The organism is Nocardia sp. CA-120079 (assembly GCF_050955745.1).
Classification (GTDB): Bacteria; Actinomycetota; Actinomycetes; order Mycobacteriales; family Mycobacteriaceae; genus Nocardia.
This window is the reverse complement of sequence record NZ_CP192088.1, coordinates 9,258,304-9,273,030: the sequence shown is the minus strand read 5'-3', so window position 1 is coordinate 9,273,030 and position 14,727 is coordinate 9,258,304. Positions and strand designations below refer to the sequence as shown.

General features: G+C 66.2%; 11 protein-coding genes. 6 read left to right on the top strand and 5 right to left on the bottom strand.

Going from position 1 to position 14,727, the window contains the following annotated elements; translation table 11 throughout:
* The first annotated feature begins 23 nt into the window (after positions 1-23).
* From ACQPYR_RS41815 to ACQPYR_RS41805, 3 genes are all read left to right on the top strand, one after another.
* The gene (locus ACQPYR_RS41815; RefSeq protein ID WP_433625466.1) at positions 24-1,184 is read left to right on the top strand and encodes a glycoside hydrolase family 3 N-terminal domain-containing protein; all 1,161 of its coding nucleotides are present in this window, start codon (positions 24-26) and stop codon (positions 1,182-1,184) included.
* Positions 1,185-1,436: 252 nt separating this feature from the next.
* Complete coding sequence (locus ACQPYR_RS41810; RefSeq protein ID WP_433625463.1) at positions 1,437-2,036, top strand: TetR/AcrR family transcriptional regulator; 600 nt, start codon at positions 1,437-1,439, stop codon at positions 2,034-2,036.
* A gap of 405 nt (positions 2,037-2,441) precedes the next feature.
* Positions 2,442-3,770: a DUF5685 family protein gene (locus tag ACQPYR_RS41805; RefSeq protein WP_433625460.1), complete on the top strand. Its 1,329-nt coding sequence runs from the start codon at positions 2,442-2,444 to the stop codon at positions 3,768-3,770.
* 206 nt (positions 3,771-3,976) lie between these two features.
* On the opposite strand, the gene ACQPYR_RS41800 is transcribed toward ACQPYR_RS41805, so the two are convergent.
* Together ACQPYR_RS41800 and ACQPYR_RS41795 are read right to left on the bottom strand one after the other, a co-directional pair.
* Complete coding sequence (locus tag ACQPYR_RS41800; RefSeq protein WP_433635396.1) at positions 3,977-4,843, bottom strand: MaoC/PaaZ C-terminal domain-containing protein; 867 nt, start codon at positions 4,841-4,843, stop codon at positions 3,977-3,979.
* The gene (locus tag ACQPYR_RS41795) at positions 4,843-6,201 is read right to left on the bottom strand and encodes a 3-oxoacyl-ACP reductase (RefSeq protein ID WP_433625458.1); all 1,359 of its coding nucleotides are present in this window, start codon (positions 6,199-6,201) and stop codon (positions 4,843-4,845) included. Before ACQPYR_RS41795 ends, ACQPYR_RS41800 begins: the two co-directional genes overlap by 1 nt.
* 229 nt (positions 6,202-6,430) lie before the next feature.
* Here ACQPYR_RS41795 and ACQPYR_RS41790 point away from each other — a divergent pair, with 229 nt between their 5' ends.
* Positions 6,431-7,747 (top strand): acetyl-CoA C-acetyltransferase, encoded by a 1,317-nt coding sequence (locus ACQPYR_RS41790; RefSeq protein ID WP_433625455.1) that lies wholly within the window; start codon positions 6,431-6,433, stop codon positions 7,745-7,747.
* 75 nt (positions 7,748-7,822) lie between these two features.
* On the opposite strand, the gene prcB is transcribed toward ACQPYR_RS41790, so the two are convergent.
* Positions 7,823-8,623, bottom strand: coding sequence for a proteasome subunit beta (gene prcB / locus ACQPYR_RS41785; RefSeq protein WP_433625452.1), 801 nt, complete (start codon positions 8,621-8,623; stop codon positions 7,823-7,825).
* Between the two features lie 224 nt (positions 8,624-8,847).
* Positions 8,848-9,879, bottom strand: coding sequence for a phosphogluconate dehydrogenase (NAD(+)-dependent, decarboxylating) (gnd, locus tag ACQPYR_RS41780; RefSeq protein WP_433625449.1), 1,032 nt, complete (start codon positions 9,877-9,879; stop codon positions 8,848-8,850).
* Positions 9,880-10,589: 710 nt separating this feature from the next.
* Here gnd and ACQPYR_RS41775 point away from each other — a divergent pair.
* Complete coding sequence (locus ACQPYR_RS41775) at positions 10,590-12,227, top strand: VanW family protein (RefSeq protein WP_433625447.1); 1,638 nt, start codon at positions 10,590-10,592, stop codon at positions 12,225-12,227.
* 7 nt (positions 12,228-12,234) lie between these two features.
* Here ACQPYR_RS41775 and ACQPYR_RS41770 read toward each other — a convergent pair whose 3' ends face one another.
* Positions 12,235-13,338 carry a DUF4185 domain-containing protein gene (locus tag ACQPYR_RS41770; protein WP_433625445.1) on the bottom strand — a complete coding sequence of 368 codons (1,104 nt, stop codon included), beginning with the start codon at positions 13,336-13,338 and terminating at the stop codon, positions 12,235-12,237.
* Positions 13,339-13,569: 231 nt separating this feature from the next.
* Between ACQPYR_RS41770 and ACQPYR_RS41765 the strand changes: the two genes are divergently transcribed.
* A complete protein-coding gene (locus tag ACQPYR_RS41765; RefSeq protein ID WP_433625442.1) occupies positions 13,570-14,694 on the top strand; it encodes a GGDEF domain-containing protein in 1,125 nt (374 codons plus the stop codon).
* Positions 14,695-14,727 lie beyond the last annotated feature (33 nt).

The window sequence follows — 14,727 nt, the reverse complement described above, 5'->3', positions numbered from 1 at the left end:
AGCACGCCGATTACCGTGGACTTATGCGGAAGACGCCTCTCGTCCTGCTCGCAATCCTCGCCGCCGTCGCGACGGCGTGCTCGAACGGCGACTCCAGCCCCGCGCCGTCGAAATCCGCGATTCCCGCCGTGACGGCCGGTTCCGCGGCTCCAGCCACCACCACCGCCAAAGGTGACTGCGGTGCCGACTTCCTCGCGAAACTCACCCTGCGCGAGAAACTGGGGCAACTGCTGACAGTCGGTGTCACCGGTGCCGACGACGCCACGAATGTGGTGCGCAATTCGCAGGTCGGCGGCATTTTCGTCGGCGGCTGGACCGATAAGTCGCTGCTGGGTGACGGCCTGATCAAACAGGTCAAGGCCGCCGCCAAGGTGCCGTTGATGGTGACCATCGATGAGGAGGGTGGCCGGGTCTCCCGGGCCAAGGATCTGATCGGCGCCGCCCCATCGGCCCGGGTGACCGCCCAAACCATGACAGCGGATCAGTTCCACGACGCCACCGTGACCCGCGGCCGCGCACTGAAGGATCTGGGCGTCACGGTGGACTTCGCCCCGGACGTCGATGTGAGCAGTCAGCCCGACGACTCCGTCATCGGTGACCGGTCCTTCTCCGACGATCCCGCGGTGGTCACCGAATACGCCGGCGCCTACATCCGCGCCATGAACGAGGTCGGCGTCGGCACGGTGATGAAGCACTTCCCGGGCCACGGCTCCGGATCGGGCGATTCGCACACCGGCGCTGTCCGCACCCCGCCGCTGACGCAGTTGCAGAGCGTCGACCTCGTGCCGTTCCGCAATCTGGTCGACTCCGGCGCTGCCGCCATGGTCGGTCACCTCGACGTACCCGGCCTGACCACTCCCGATGTCCCGGCCAGCATCAGCCCGGAGGCCATGGCGCTGCTGCGCGACGGTACCGGCTACGGCGCGGCACCGTTCCAGGGTCCGATCTTCACCGACGACCTCGGCGGCATGGCCGCCATCACGAGCCGGATGAGCATCGAGGACGCGGTCGAGGCGGCGCTGATCGCCGGTGCCGACACTGCCCTGTGGATCACCACCGATGCGGTGCCGCAGGTGCTGGACCGTCTCGAGCAGGCGGTATCGAGTGGGCGCCTGTCCGCCGAGCGGGTCGACGCATCGGTGCTGCGGATGGCTCGATTCAAGGGCGCGCTGCAGTCCTGCTGACGAGTGGCCTTTTCAAGCGACCTGCGAGCAGTCGCTGGTGGCTCTCGTATGTTGTACAGCCGCGTTATCGCCGTACACCCGTAGTATTCCTCTGCTGGACAGCTGAACAGCTGCGCCCGCGAATCCAAGGACATCGCGGTCCGAAGGATGGGAGCCGAGTGCCGATAGTTCGCCGAACTTACGAACGCGCAATCCGACCCGCCGAACTTACCTTGGAGTAATATAAGAGTTTCACCATGTGGTAGGAGAGTGATGGCGGGCGGAACGAAGCGACTTCCTCGGGCGGTTCGTGAGCAGCAGATGCTCGACGCCGCGGTCGAGGTTTTCTCGCGTAAGGGGTTCCACGACACCTCGATGGACGCGATCGCCGCCGAGGCGAAAATCTCCAAGCCGATGCTGTACCTCTACTACGGCTCCAAGGACGAATTGTTCCGCGCCTGCATCCAGCGCGAGGGGTTGCGCTTCATCGAATCGGTGGCACCGGCGGGCAATCCGCACCTGTCCCCACATGAACAAGTGCGCACGGCGCTCGAGGGGTTCCTCGGATTCGTCGACCGCAACCGCAACTCCTGGCAGGTGCTCTACCGCCAGGCGATCGGCCAGCAAGCCTTCGCCTCGGAAATCGAAAACGCCCGCGAACGCGTCATCGAACTGACCGCCAAACTGCTCGAATCCAGTGCCAAGCACGCCGAACCCGGTACCAACTTCGATGTTGTCGCCGTGGCCGTCATCGGCGCGGGCGAGGCCATCGCCGACCGCGTAGCCAGCGGCCGCATCGAGGTCTCCGAGGCGGTCGACCTCCTGGACGACCTTGCCTGGCGCGGTCTCGCGGGGCGCAAGAAGGCGGAGTAACGCACTGGCCCGGTATGCGCCCGGTCGCCGCTCCCGAGTGCGCGCACTCTTCGTCCCACCCGTATAGCCGGTGTCCGGTAGACAAAGCGGGGCATGCGCCTGAGTAGCCCTGTGGGTTCGGCTGCTCTGGCCGTAGCAGCGCACTTCGATTTGTGGGCCCGCGGATAGGGGTGGGGGTTCACGCAGGTGTTCCGGAGTGCACTGTCAGCGGACCGTGGTGGTTGGCTGCCCCAGCGCGCCATTGTCGTAGCAGCGCAGATCTATTCGCGGCTGTACATCGCGTATAGAGGTGATGGGGGTGTGCACACGTGGGCGGTGGCTCGGCTTGCGGCAGGGTTGACGGGCTGCCAGAGTGCGGGAGATCAAGAGAGTGGACCGGCGCAGTGGTCGGGGAACGGGGCGGAATTGTTCGGAATGTTGCGGCCGTGTTCGCATGGGGCCGAGAAGTACGGGATCGATGCGAGCACGTGGCGTGCACATATGTGTGGGCTGTGTTTGGGGCTGCGGGATGGGCACGGGCAGTTGGCGCGGGCGGCGACCAATACCGATGCGATCGTCCTGAGCGTGCTGACCGAGGCACAGATGTCCGGCTCGATCGAGCGGACCACGGCGGGGCCGTGCGCGCTGCGGGGGATGCGTCGCGCCGAGGTGGCGAGTGCGGATTCGCCGGGCGTACTGCTGGCTGCCACCGCGTCACTGTTGCTGGGATCGGCCAAGATTCGCGATCACGTCGACGATGGTGACGGTTCGGTCCTCACCCGGCGTCCGATGACGAAGGTGTCGAGTCGCTGGGCCGACCGCGCGCGATCGCAGGCATCCCTGATCGGCCTCGATGTGGAACCGCTTGTCGCCGCGATCAATTCGCAGTCGCACCTGGAAGCTCTCGCCGCGGCCGGTGCCGATCGCTCGGGCCCGGCTGAACCCGCCCGATTGCCTCAGTTCGGCGGTGCGCTCATCACTCGCTCGGGCGGTGCCGACTCGAACAGTGCCCGATCGGCCGAATCGACAGCGCACACATTGCTCGGCCGGGCCCTCGAAACATCGGAAAATGGCTCTCGCGCAATCTCTCTCGACGAGCTGACCGCGCCGACCCAGCTCTGCGCGGCGGAGTTCTTCGCGCACACCGCGGTCCTGGCCGACCGGCCGGACAACGTCGCAGTGTTACACGAGGCGGGCAAGCATTTCGGGCGGATCGCGCATCTCACCGATGCCGTCGAGGACTTCGACGACGACCGGATCCGCGGCCGCTTCAATCCGCTCGCGGCCACCGGCACCACCATGCCCGAGGCCTACGATTTACTGCGGCAATCGGATTCGCAGCTACGCCGAGCGGTTGCGGAGGCGAAACTGGACCAGGTCCCCACGGTCCGCTGGATGCTGCTCGACCCGCTGCACGCCTTGGTGCGCAGGGTCGGCCGTGGTCTCGGCGCAACCGCTCACGCCTGCAGCACATCTCGGCACACCGCGACGACGCAGTACCCGATGCCGCCGGGAACGGGATTCGAGAAGCCGCCGCGTCGCCCCGGCGTCGGCGAGGCGCTGGCATTGGTCCTCGGCGTCTACTGCACCGGCTACGCCTGCTGCGCCGACCACACCAACCCGTGCAACGGCAAGCGCAAGGACGCTTGGATCAAGAACTGCGACTGCGGCGATTGCTGTGACTGCGGCGATTGCAGCTGCAACTGCTGCGACTGTGACGGCTGCTGCTGCGACGGTTGCGGCTGCGACTGCTGACCCTCTCGCCCCCGCCGCAGCCCGATCGGCCTTCGAGCTGCATCCGATTTACTGCCGCGCATGTTCTGTCGACGCCACGCGCTGATTTGCTCGGCGACTCGTTGCGCGGCAGGCGGATTCGTGCGCCGCACGGGAATCCGCATACGCGGGGACGTCGGAAACGGCGAAGCCGCACCCCCCGGTCGGGGGTGCGGCTTCAAGCGAAATCAGCGCAGGGTAGCCGTCAGATGCGGATACCCCTTCTTCGGGTTCAGCATTGCCAGGTCCCAACCGCCCTCGACCTGATCGGCGTACACATTCACCGTGGACGGCAGCAGGATCGGCTTGCCGAATTTGACCGCGTAACCGGCCTTTTCGGGAATCCGCCCCTCGACATTCGAGAGGATGTTCGCGGCCGACCACATGCCATGGGCGATCGCCTTCGGGAAGCCGAATGCTTTGGCGCCCAATGCCGAAGTATGGATCGGGTTGTGGTCACCGGAGGCGGCCGCGTAGCGGGTGATCGTCTTCTGATCCACCCGAACGGTGCGCATCGGCGGCGGCGGAACCTCTTCCGCCTTCGGCTCACCCTTCGGTTCGCCCGAAAGCGAGGTGCGCTGCTGGTGCAGGAAGGTGGTGACCTGACGCCACACCAGTTCCCGGCCGACATTCACCTCGGTGATCGCATCTACGAGCAGGCCCTTCGGGTGCTCGCGCAGATTCTCGATGTGCGTGGTGAAGTCCAGCGGTTCGCTCACCGAGATCTCACGACTGCGCTCGATCAGATTCTGCGCGTGCACCGCACCCACCGCGACGAACGGAAAGTCCCGTGCCACAACCAGTTGCATCGCCAGCGGGAAACTGAGGATGAACGGGTAGGTCAGCGGCAGCGAGTCGCCGAACCGCAGTCCGGTCGCCCGGCAGTACGCGGCCAGGTGATCCGGATCCACGCGCAGGCCCGCCAGCCGGACGACGCGGTCGGGCAGCGTCGCTTTGCGCCCCGAGACCAGCGGCACCGGCACCGCCCCGAGCGCGGCCTTGACGAAAAGGCTGCTGTTCTTGGGAGGTTCGGTGAGCGTGATCGTCTCGGTCATCATGCTCCGATCAGGCTCTGACCGCAGACCCGAACCACATTGCCGCTCACCGCATTCGACGCCGGGCTGGCGAAGTAGGCGATGGTCTCGGCGACGTCGATGGTCTGTCCGCCCTGCAGCAGCGAGCTCATCAGCCGACCGGCCTCACGGGTGGCCAGCGGAATGGCCGCGGTCATCGCGGTTTCGATGAAACCGGGCGCGACGGCGTTGATGGTGATGCCCTTCTCGGCCAGCTTCGGCGCCTCGGCGTTGACCATGCCGATGACACCGGCCTTGGACGCGCCGTAGTTGGTCTGGCCGCGGTTACCGGCGATGCCCGCGATGGAGGACACGTCGATCACCCGACCGCCCTCCTTCAGCGCGCCACGCGCCACCAGGCCCTCGGTAATGCGGTGCGGTGCGGCGAGATTCACGTTGATGACCGACTTCCAGCGGCCCTCGTCCATATTGGCGAGCAGCTTGTCGCGGGTGATACCGGCGTTGTGCACGACGATATCGATGCCGCCGAAGCGTTCGGTGGCGAATTCGGCAAGCTTCTCGGCGGCATCGGGTGCGGTGACATCGAGTGCGAGTGCGGTGCCGCCGACTTTATTGGCGGTGGCCGAGAGGGCCTCGCCGGCGGCCGGGATATCGGCGACGATCACGGTCGCGCCGTCACGAGCGAAAACCTCGGCGATAGTCGCGCCGATGCCGCGCGCGGCGCCGGTGACCACGGCGACCTTGCCGTCGAGCGGCTTGTCCCAGGCGGCCGGGGCCACCGAATCGGCCGAGCCGACCCGGATGACCTGACCGTCGACGAAGGCCGACTTGGCCGAAAGCAGGAAGCGCAGTGTGGATTCCAGGCCGGACGCGGTGGCGGATGCCTCCGGGTGCAGGTAGACCAGCTGGGCGGTGGCACCGCGCAGCAGCTCCTTGGCGACGCTGCGGGTGAAGCCCTCCAGTGCGCGCTGGGCGATCTGCTCGTCCACGCCCGCGGTCAGCTCGGGGGTGGTGCCGATGACGACGATGCGCCCGGACGCCGCCACGCTGCGCATGGCGGGCTGAAAGAATTCGAACAGCTGCGAGAGATCCTCGACCGTGCCGATGCCGGTCGCGTCGAAGACCAGCGCGCCGTACTTCTGCCCCGAGGCGGGCGCGTCGGCGAAGGTGTAGTCCGAGAGCAGCGTACGCACCGGTTCGGCAACGCGGCCCTTGCCGCCGAGCAGCACCGGACCGGGCAGCGGCGGCTCACCGGCCTGGTAGCGGCGCAGGTTCTGCGGCTGCGGCAGGCCCAGCTTGCTCGCCAGGAATTGGCCGGGAGCCGAGTGTACGAACGATCCGTAGAGGTTGGGAGCACCCTTGCTCTTGCTGGCTGCCACTGTTTCTCCCTTTTCTCGTGTGTCGTGGTTTCGGCGCGCCGGTGGCTGCGTTGCCGAATGGTCTGCATGCCCCGGCGCGAATTTACGCAGACTTGCGGGGTACGGTGTCGACAACAAACTTACTCCAGAGTAAGTTTAAAGTAAACCAACCGCGACGGGGCGCCGATCTGCGCGGACACGTCCGTGTCGAACGGCCCACCGGGCACCCGACGAGACCTTGGAGACTCGAGTGACAACCAAAGCCCGTTCAGCGAAGAGCACGGCAAAGAAGGGCCCACGCCCGGTTGCGATCGTGGGCGGCAACCGGATTCCGTTCGCCCGCTCCGATAAGGCCTACGCCCACGCCTCCAACCAGGACATGTTCACCGCCGCGCTGGACGGACTGGTGAGCCGGTTCGGCCTGCAGGGCGAACGCCTCGGCATGGTCGTCGGCGGCGCGGTGCTCAAGCGGGTCGGCGAGCACGGCATGGTCCGCGAGAGCGTGCTCGGCAGCAAGCTCAGCCCCTACACCCCGGCTCACGACCTCCAATTGGCCTGCGGCACCGGCCTGCAGGCGATCGTCACCGTCGGTGACGCGATCGCCGCCGGTCGCATCGATGCCGGTGTCGGCGGTGGCACCGACACCACCTCCGATGCCCCGATCGGGGTCAGCGAGTCCATGCGCGAATGGATGCTCGACGCCAATCGCGCCAAGAACAATAAGGACCGCCTCAAGCTGGTCGGTCAGCTGCGTCCCGCCATGCTCGGCATCGAGATCCCGCGCAATGCCGAACCGCGCACCGGTCTGTCCATGGGTGAACATGCCGCCATCACCGCCAAGGAATTCGGTATCGCGCGCGAGGCCCAGGACGAACTGGCCTACCTGTCGCACAAGAATATGGCCGCCGCATACGACCGCGGCTTCTTCGACGATCTGATCACCCCGTTCCTCGGCCTGACCCGCGACGACAATCTGCGTCCGAGTTCGACCGTCGAGAAGTTGGCCACCCTGAAGCCGGTGTTCGGCAACAAACTCGGCGATGCCACCATGACCGCCGGTAACTCCACCCCGCTCACCGACGGCGCCTCCGCGGTGCTGCTGTCCAGCGACGAATGGGCCACCGAGCGCAACCTGCCGGTGCTGGCGCATCTGGTCGATTCCGAGGTCGCCGCGGTCGATTACATCCACGGCCCCGACGGCCTGCTGATGGCGCCGACCTACGCGGTGCCGCGCCTGCTGGCCCGAAATGGCCTGACCCTGCAGGACTTCGACTACTACGAGATCCACGAGGCCTTCGCCTCGGTGGTGCTGGCCACCCTGCAGGCGTGGGAGTCGGATCAGTACTGCAAGGAGCGCCTTGGCCTGGACGGCGCGCTCGGTTCGATCGATCGCAGCAAGCTGAACGTCAACGGTTCCTCGCTGGCCGCGGGTCACCCGTTCGCCGCGACCGGCGGGCGCATCGTCGCCTCCACCGCGAAGATGCTTGCGGAGAGGGGATCCGGCCGCGCGCTGATCTCCATCTGTGCCGCTGGCGGACAGGGCGTCGTCGCGATCCTGGAGCGCTGAGCGTGCCTCGAGCAGGCTGCTGACTTCTCGTTGGAAACTGGTGGTATTCGGTCGTTTTCGCGACCGAATACCATTTCAGTCGCGTGCCGCCGCGGTGCGGTCCGCGAGGAGGCCACGTGCGATTTCCGCGACCCGCCCCTCCGGCACCTCCACTGCGCCTTCGGCATTGATGACGACAACGGTCGGATAGATGCCACGGGTGAGATCCGGACCGCCGGTGGCGGTGTCGTCCTCGGCGGCATCGAAGAGCGATTCGACGGTGATCCGCAGCGCCCGATCCTCATCGATGCCGCGGCTGTAGGTCTTCTTCAGCGAGGACTTCGCGAACAGCGAACCGGAACCGACCGCCGTATAGCCGAAGCGCTCCTCGCTGCGACCGCCGACGACATCGTAGGAGAAGATCCGCCCGACCTGCTCCGGGTCGGTGGCGCTCAGGTCGTAGCCGATCAGCACCGGGACCACCGCCATATCCTGTAGTGCGGCAGGCAGATTGTCGCGCACCATCTTCGACAGCTTGTTCGCCTTACCCTCGAAGGTCAGCCCGACACCCTCGATCTTCTCGTAGTGTTCGAGCTCGACCGCGAACAACCGGATCATCTCGATGGCCATGCCGACCGTGCCCGCGAAACCCGCCGCCGAGTAGGTGTCGGTGATGAACACCTTCTCCATATCCCGGCTGGCCAGCAGATTTCCCATGGTGCCGCGCCGGTCGCCGGCGAGCAGCACGCCGCCGCGGTAGGCGAGGGCCACGATCGTGGTGCCGTGCGGCGCGATGTCGTGTCCGTGCACCGTGGCATTGCCGAAATCGCTGCCGGGCAGGAGTTCCGGTGCGTATCGGCGCAGGTTCTCGGAGAAGGAAGACGTCGCGAACTCCATAACTCCACCGTAACGACTTCCCGCCCGCGGCGTCAGTGCACCGAACTTCCGCGAGCGGAAAGTCCGGTGCGCCACAGCCATTCGCTCATGCCGGTCTTGATCGCGGCCTGGGCAGTACCGGCAGCGCAAGAAGATTCGAGGTAGGCGAACGAGTCGGCGTCAGTGCAATATCGCGCGGCGTCTGCCGTGGACAACCTTGTCCGAGACGTTGGGTCTGGATAGTCCTACTTCGGGGGCAGCTCGATATGGCCGCCGAAGGCCTTGCGCATGGCCGAGAGCATCTTGTCCGCGTAGAGCGCCTCCCCGCGCGAGGAGAATCGCGCGAACAGCGCCGCCGCGAGCACCGGCGCGGGGACGCCGGTATCGATCGCGGCGTCGAGGGTCCAGCGGCCCTCGCCGGAGTCCGATACCCGGCCGTCGAAGGATTCCAGGGTCGGATCGGCGTAGAGCTCGCTCGCGGTGAGGTCGAGTAACCATGAGGCGACCACCGAACCGCGCCGCCACACCTCGGTCACCTCGGGCACGTCGATGTCGTATCGGTACCACTCTGGATGTTCGAGCGGGGTCTCCTCGGCGGAGGCCACGGCATCGTGAGCCGCGCCGATATTTGCCTTGTGCAGGATGTTCAGGCCCTCGGCGTAGGCGGCCATGGCACCGTACTCGATGCCGTTGTGCACCATCTTGACGAAATGGCCTGCGCCGGCCGGTCCGCAGTGCAGATAGCCCTGCTCGGCGGGTGACGGCTCGCCCGTGCGGCCCGGTGTCCGTTCGGCCGCCTCGACCCCAGGAGCGATGGACTTAAGCAGCGGATCCAGATGCGCCACCGGCTCGGCCTCGCCGCCGATCATCAGACAGAAGCCCCGGTCCAGTCCGAAGACGCCGCCGGAGGTGCCGATGTCCACATAGTGGACGCCCTTCGGCTTCAGCGCCGCGGCGCGCGCGATGTCGTCGTGGTAGCGGCTGTTGCCGCCGTCGATGACGATGTCGCCGGGCTCGAGCAACTCGGCGACCTGGTCGATCACCTGACCGGTCACCGCGGCCGGAATCATCACCCAGACCACGCGCGGGGTCTGCAGCCGGGATACGAAGTCCTTCAGATCGGTGGAGCCCTGGAAACCATCGCTGCCCAGCTCCGCGACGAGCGTGTCGATCATCTTGGGTCTGCGTTCGTAGCCGACGGCGGTGTGCCCGTCCTTGACGATCCGGCGCACTATATTGCCGCCCATCCGGCCCAGGCCGATCATTCCCAGCTGCATTCCAGCCATCTCCCTCGTCGCATGTGGAGCCCTGGTGATAGGAAGTTCAGCTCGATTGTCTCGCGCATGTGTAACGCGCGGTGCGGCGGACCAGATAAACGGATTGGCTCCGCGTAGTTGCCAGACCCCCGACCCGGCAACTACGCGGGGCCCTTCCATGTGTGGCGTGGTCCGTTGCACGTGATTTGCTGATGGACCGCGCTGTGCTGACGATGTCGGTGGAGACCACTATCGTTGGCGGGGCTCGCACCGTGCGGGCTCCTTGAATCGAGCAGCGGGGAGGACGGTTCGTGACGAGCGAATCGAGTACCGGGCGGCAGGGCCGACACGAAGGTGGCCAGGTCGGACTACGACAGCTCCTCGACTCGGCTCGATCCGCCACACCGCAGCAGCCACCGCCGCCGCGCCCGGTTGCGCAGCAGGCACCCGGCGCGGATAAGACGCCGCAGCCGCCCAGGCCTCGATCGGCGCAGCAGCAACCGAGGTCGTCCGAGACGACGGCGCCGCCCCAGTCGGCCGCTCAGCAGCCGACTCCGTCGGGACATCGGTCACCGGAGTGGGGTAGGGACGCCATGGCGACCGAGCCGCTGCGGGCAAGTCGGCGATCCAAAGCAACCGCGCCGACCGGCGGGCGGCGGGGTCGCGCACCCGAACAGCCGTCCAGACCGAGCGGGCTGAGATCGCCCATCGCGAAACGCATCGGCATCGGCGTGGGCGCGCTGATAGCGGTTTGTGGTCTGGCTTACGTTGCGGACCTTGTACTTTCGTCGGGGCACGTACCGCGCGGCGTCGTGGTGGCCGGTATCGATATCGGCGGTGCGGACACCGCGGCCGCGGATGCTCGGTTGCGCACCGCGGTGGATCCGCGCGCCGACCAGGAACTGCCGCTGCAGATCGGCGACGTGCAGACCAGGCTCACGCCCAAAACCGCCGGCCTGGGGGTGGATTGGGACGCCACCTGGGCCCGCATCGGCGGCCAGCCGCTCAATCCGATCACCAGACTGACTTCGCTGTTCGTCACGCATACGGTGCCGGTCGCGAGCACGGTCGACGACAAAGCACTCGATGCTCAGCTCACCGCCCTGCGCGTGCACGACCGCGCGACGGTCGAGGGCACCATCGCCTTCGACGGCGCGCGCCCGGTCGCCGTGCCGCCGGTACCCGGCCGCATCCTCGATGTTCCGGCCGCGCGCACCGCGCTCATCGAAAACTGGTATCTCGGCGCGCTGCTGGATCTTCCGGAGACAGCCGCACCGATCGCCGTGCGCGCGGAAGCGGTCGAACAGGCTCTGCACACCATTGCCGAACCGGCGGTGAGTGCGCCGATTGTGTTCGCGGGCAAGAACAATGCGACGGGCACGCTGGAGCCGGAGCAGATCGCCTCCATACTGTCCTTCGCCCCCGATGGTCAGGGCGGCCTCGCCCCGTCCTTCAAACAGGATGTCGCGCTCGGGGTGCTGGGTCCGCAACTCGCGCCGTCCGAGGTCGAGGCCAAGGATGCGACCTTCGCCGTGACCGGGTCGGCCGCGACGGTGGTTCCGGCCGTGGTCGGCGACAAGATCAATTGGGCGAAGACATTCGAGCAGTTGCCGAATCTCGTCGTCGCCCCGCAGGAGCGCACCGCGCAGGCCGTCTACGAGAAGGTGGATCCCAAGCTCACCACCGAGGCCGCCAACGCACTCGGCGTCACCGAGGTGATGGGCCAATTCACCACGAGCGGCTTCAGCGGGCCCTCCGGTGTGAATATCCGCGTGGTCGCCAAGAAGGTGAACGGTGCCATCGTCAAGCCGGGAGAAACCTTCTCGCTCAACGACTTCACCGGTCCCCGCGGCACCGCCGAGGGGTACGTCGAATCCGGCATCATCGACCACGGTCGCCCGAGCACCGCCGTCGGCGGCGGCATCAGCCAATTCGCGACCACCCTCTACAACGCCGCCTATTTCGCGGGCATGGAAGATGCCGGTCACACCGAGCACAGCTACTACATTTCCCGCTATCCGGCGGCGCGCGAGGCCACCGTCTTCGACGGCGCCATCGACCTCAAATTCCGCAATGACAGCCAATCCGGTGTCTACATCGAGACATCGACCACCGACTCCGAGGTCACGGTCCGCCTCTGGGGCACCAAGACGGTCAATGTCGAATCCATCACCGGCGAGAAGACCAAACCCACCGAGCCCACCGAGATCAAACTCCCCAAAGGCAAGGACTGCATCGCCACCGAAGGCGCACCGGGGTTCACCATTTCCGATACGCGAGTCATCACCGACCGCAAAACCGGTCGGCAGATCTCGCGCACGACGCGGACGGTGAAGTACGACCCGGTACCTGTCGTGAAATGCGAGTAGTCGACTCCTACAACGGGGTTCGCATCAGCAGGACGTTGTACTGGTTCCATACCGACAGCAAGAAGTACAGGTCACTGCCGGTCTGATACGGAAAGATCATCGGCGCGTAGGCGCTCGGCAGCGCGGTGCCGTCGACGAGGACCTCCGACTCGCTCCACGGCCCCTCCGGCGCCGATGCGGTGCGCAGCACCACCGAATTCTTGGAATCCGTGGTGAGCATGATGAATTTGCCGAGATGCTCGTTCCACATGACCGACAGCTCGCTGACATCACCGACGATCGGTGCGGCGTCCTTGGCCTCGGGCTTCCACTCCTTGCCGTCCCAGTACTCGTAGCGATCGAGATCGGCGATATCGGATTCCACTGCCCGCGAGACGAATCCGGGGTTCAGCCGACCTGCCGGAGTGCCGTAGCGGTAGACGTAACCGTCATCTTTCAAGAAGGCGTTCTGCTGAAAGTTCTGATGCCCGTCCACATTCGCGCGCCGGGTCGTGGTCAGCGGGGTCCAGGTCTGCCCGCCGTCACCGGAGGCGGCGAGGGTGGAGAAGTTGGTCGACCATTTGCCGTGCTCACCCCATTCGCGCACCGACATCAGGCTCATGTACTGCACCCCGCCGACCGAAATGCCCGCTGTCGGAATGAGACTGATCTCGATGCCCGGAATCTTGGGGCTCGGCAGCGGATTGGTCACGGCGCCCTCGAAGGAAATCCCCTGCGACGGATCCTTGGTCGAACTGTGGAAAAGTACCTGGCTGCTCCAAGCGAAGACGCTGCCTACGAGCAGGTTCGGGAAGCCGAGGCCTGCGCTGTCACCGAAGGCGGTGATCATCCGGCCGTTGCCGTCGTCCCACATGACGCCGAGGTCGGTGCCGAGCACATTGACGTTCTGGGTGCGATTGGGGCTGTCCATACCGGTCATCTGGAAGACCGCCTGGGTCAGTCCGGGTAGACGAGGCAGGCCGCGTGGCTGTCCGTTGATGCCGGGAATGGGGTTGATGCCGGGGATGGGAAGCAGGAAGTTCGAATCTGCGGCGGCCGGTCCGGCCAGCGCGACCGATATCGCGGCGGCGAGCACACCGGCTCTGCTGAGTGCGGACAGCGATCGGTTCATCCGGACGATCCCTTCTTGCGCGCGGTCTGCCCGGTCATTGTGCCCCGTTTCGTGATCTATGTCCGGGTCCTCATGGTGGAGAGCGACATGTGATCATCGCTACACTGAAGATCACCAGGAGACGGGGGCTTCGACAGGGGCTGGCCTGTCACCGCTGCTTAATGGTCGCTCGAAATGGCAAAGCTGTTCGGTACATCCAGCAGGATTTCGTGAACGCTAGGCGGTGGCTCCATGGGTGACAGTCGCGCGATACTTCGCAGTTGGTGGCGCGATCCGGCGCACTATCGCTGGTTCGTGCGGACACTCGAATCCCATTCCGGGCTGCGCCTGATCAAGGCGATCATCGGCGCGGGCGGTGCGATCATGCTCGTGATCAACATTCTGATCTGGATGTCGCCCGCGGGTCCGAGCGGCACGGTGAACCGGACCATCTTCGCGGCGGCCGGTGCGACGGCAGCTGTGTGGACGGTTCGCTGGTGGCTGTTCCCGTGGCCTCGCGCCATCACTTCACTGGCCCTGTTGACCTGGGCGGATGTCGCGATCACGGCATCGTGTCTGGTGGACAGCGATCGGGTGTACGGCGCATTGAGCGCGATGCTGCTCGTGGTCACCGGCGCGTACATCACGTTCTTCCACAGCCCGAAGGCGCTCGCCGCGCACGCCGGATGGTCGCTGCTCACGGTGGGTGCGCTAGCCGTGTTGCTGGTGACCGACGCGCAGAGCAATGATCTCGCGCTGGCCGGTGCGATGGTCTTGATCATGGTGGCGGCCATCGTCGTGGTGTTGCCCGCGTTGCAGTTCTGCTATTGGGTGCTGCGCATCGATGTGCTCTCGGATCCGCTGACCATGCTGCTGAATCGCCGCGGGCTCGACTACTACGTGCACCGTACGCGATACCAGGGCCAACTGTGCGTGATCACCCTCGATCTCGACCACTTCAAGGCGGTCAACGACACTTTCGGTCATACCATCGGTGACGAGGTGCTGGTCTCGACGGCCGCGCGGTTGCGCGCCGCGGCCGATTCCGATGCCGTGGTCGCCCGCACCGGCGGGGAGGAGTTCGCGGTGGTCGATCAGTTGGATCGTGCGGCCGCGCTGAGTCTGGGCGAGCGATTGCGCTCGGCCGTGGCGGAGACGCCCGGCATATCCGTCACCGTCACGGCCAGTGTCGGTGTCGCGGTATGCGACGGCGGCACGGACGCGGGACGGCCGCGATGGCTGCTGCGGTGTGCCGACAACGCGATGTATCAGGCGAAACGGCTGGGCGGCAATACCGTTGTGCTGGCGGAAGATCCGGAACAACCGGCGATCGAACTCGCCGAGCCCGCCCGAGAGATGGTGCACCGCACCAAATAACAACAGCGGCCCCGGAGACTCCGGGGCCGCTGT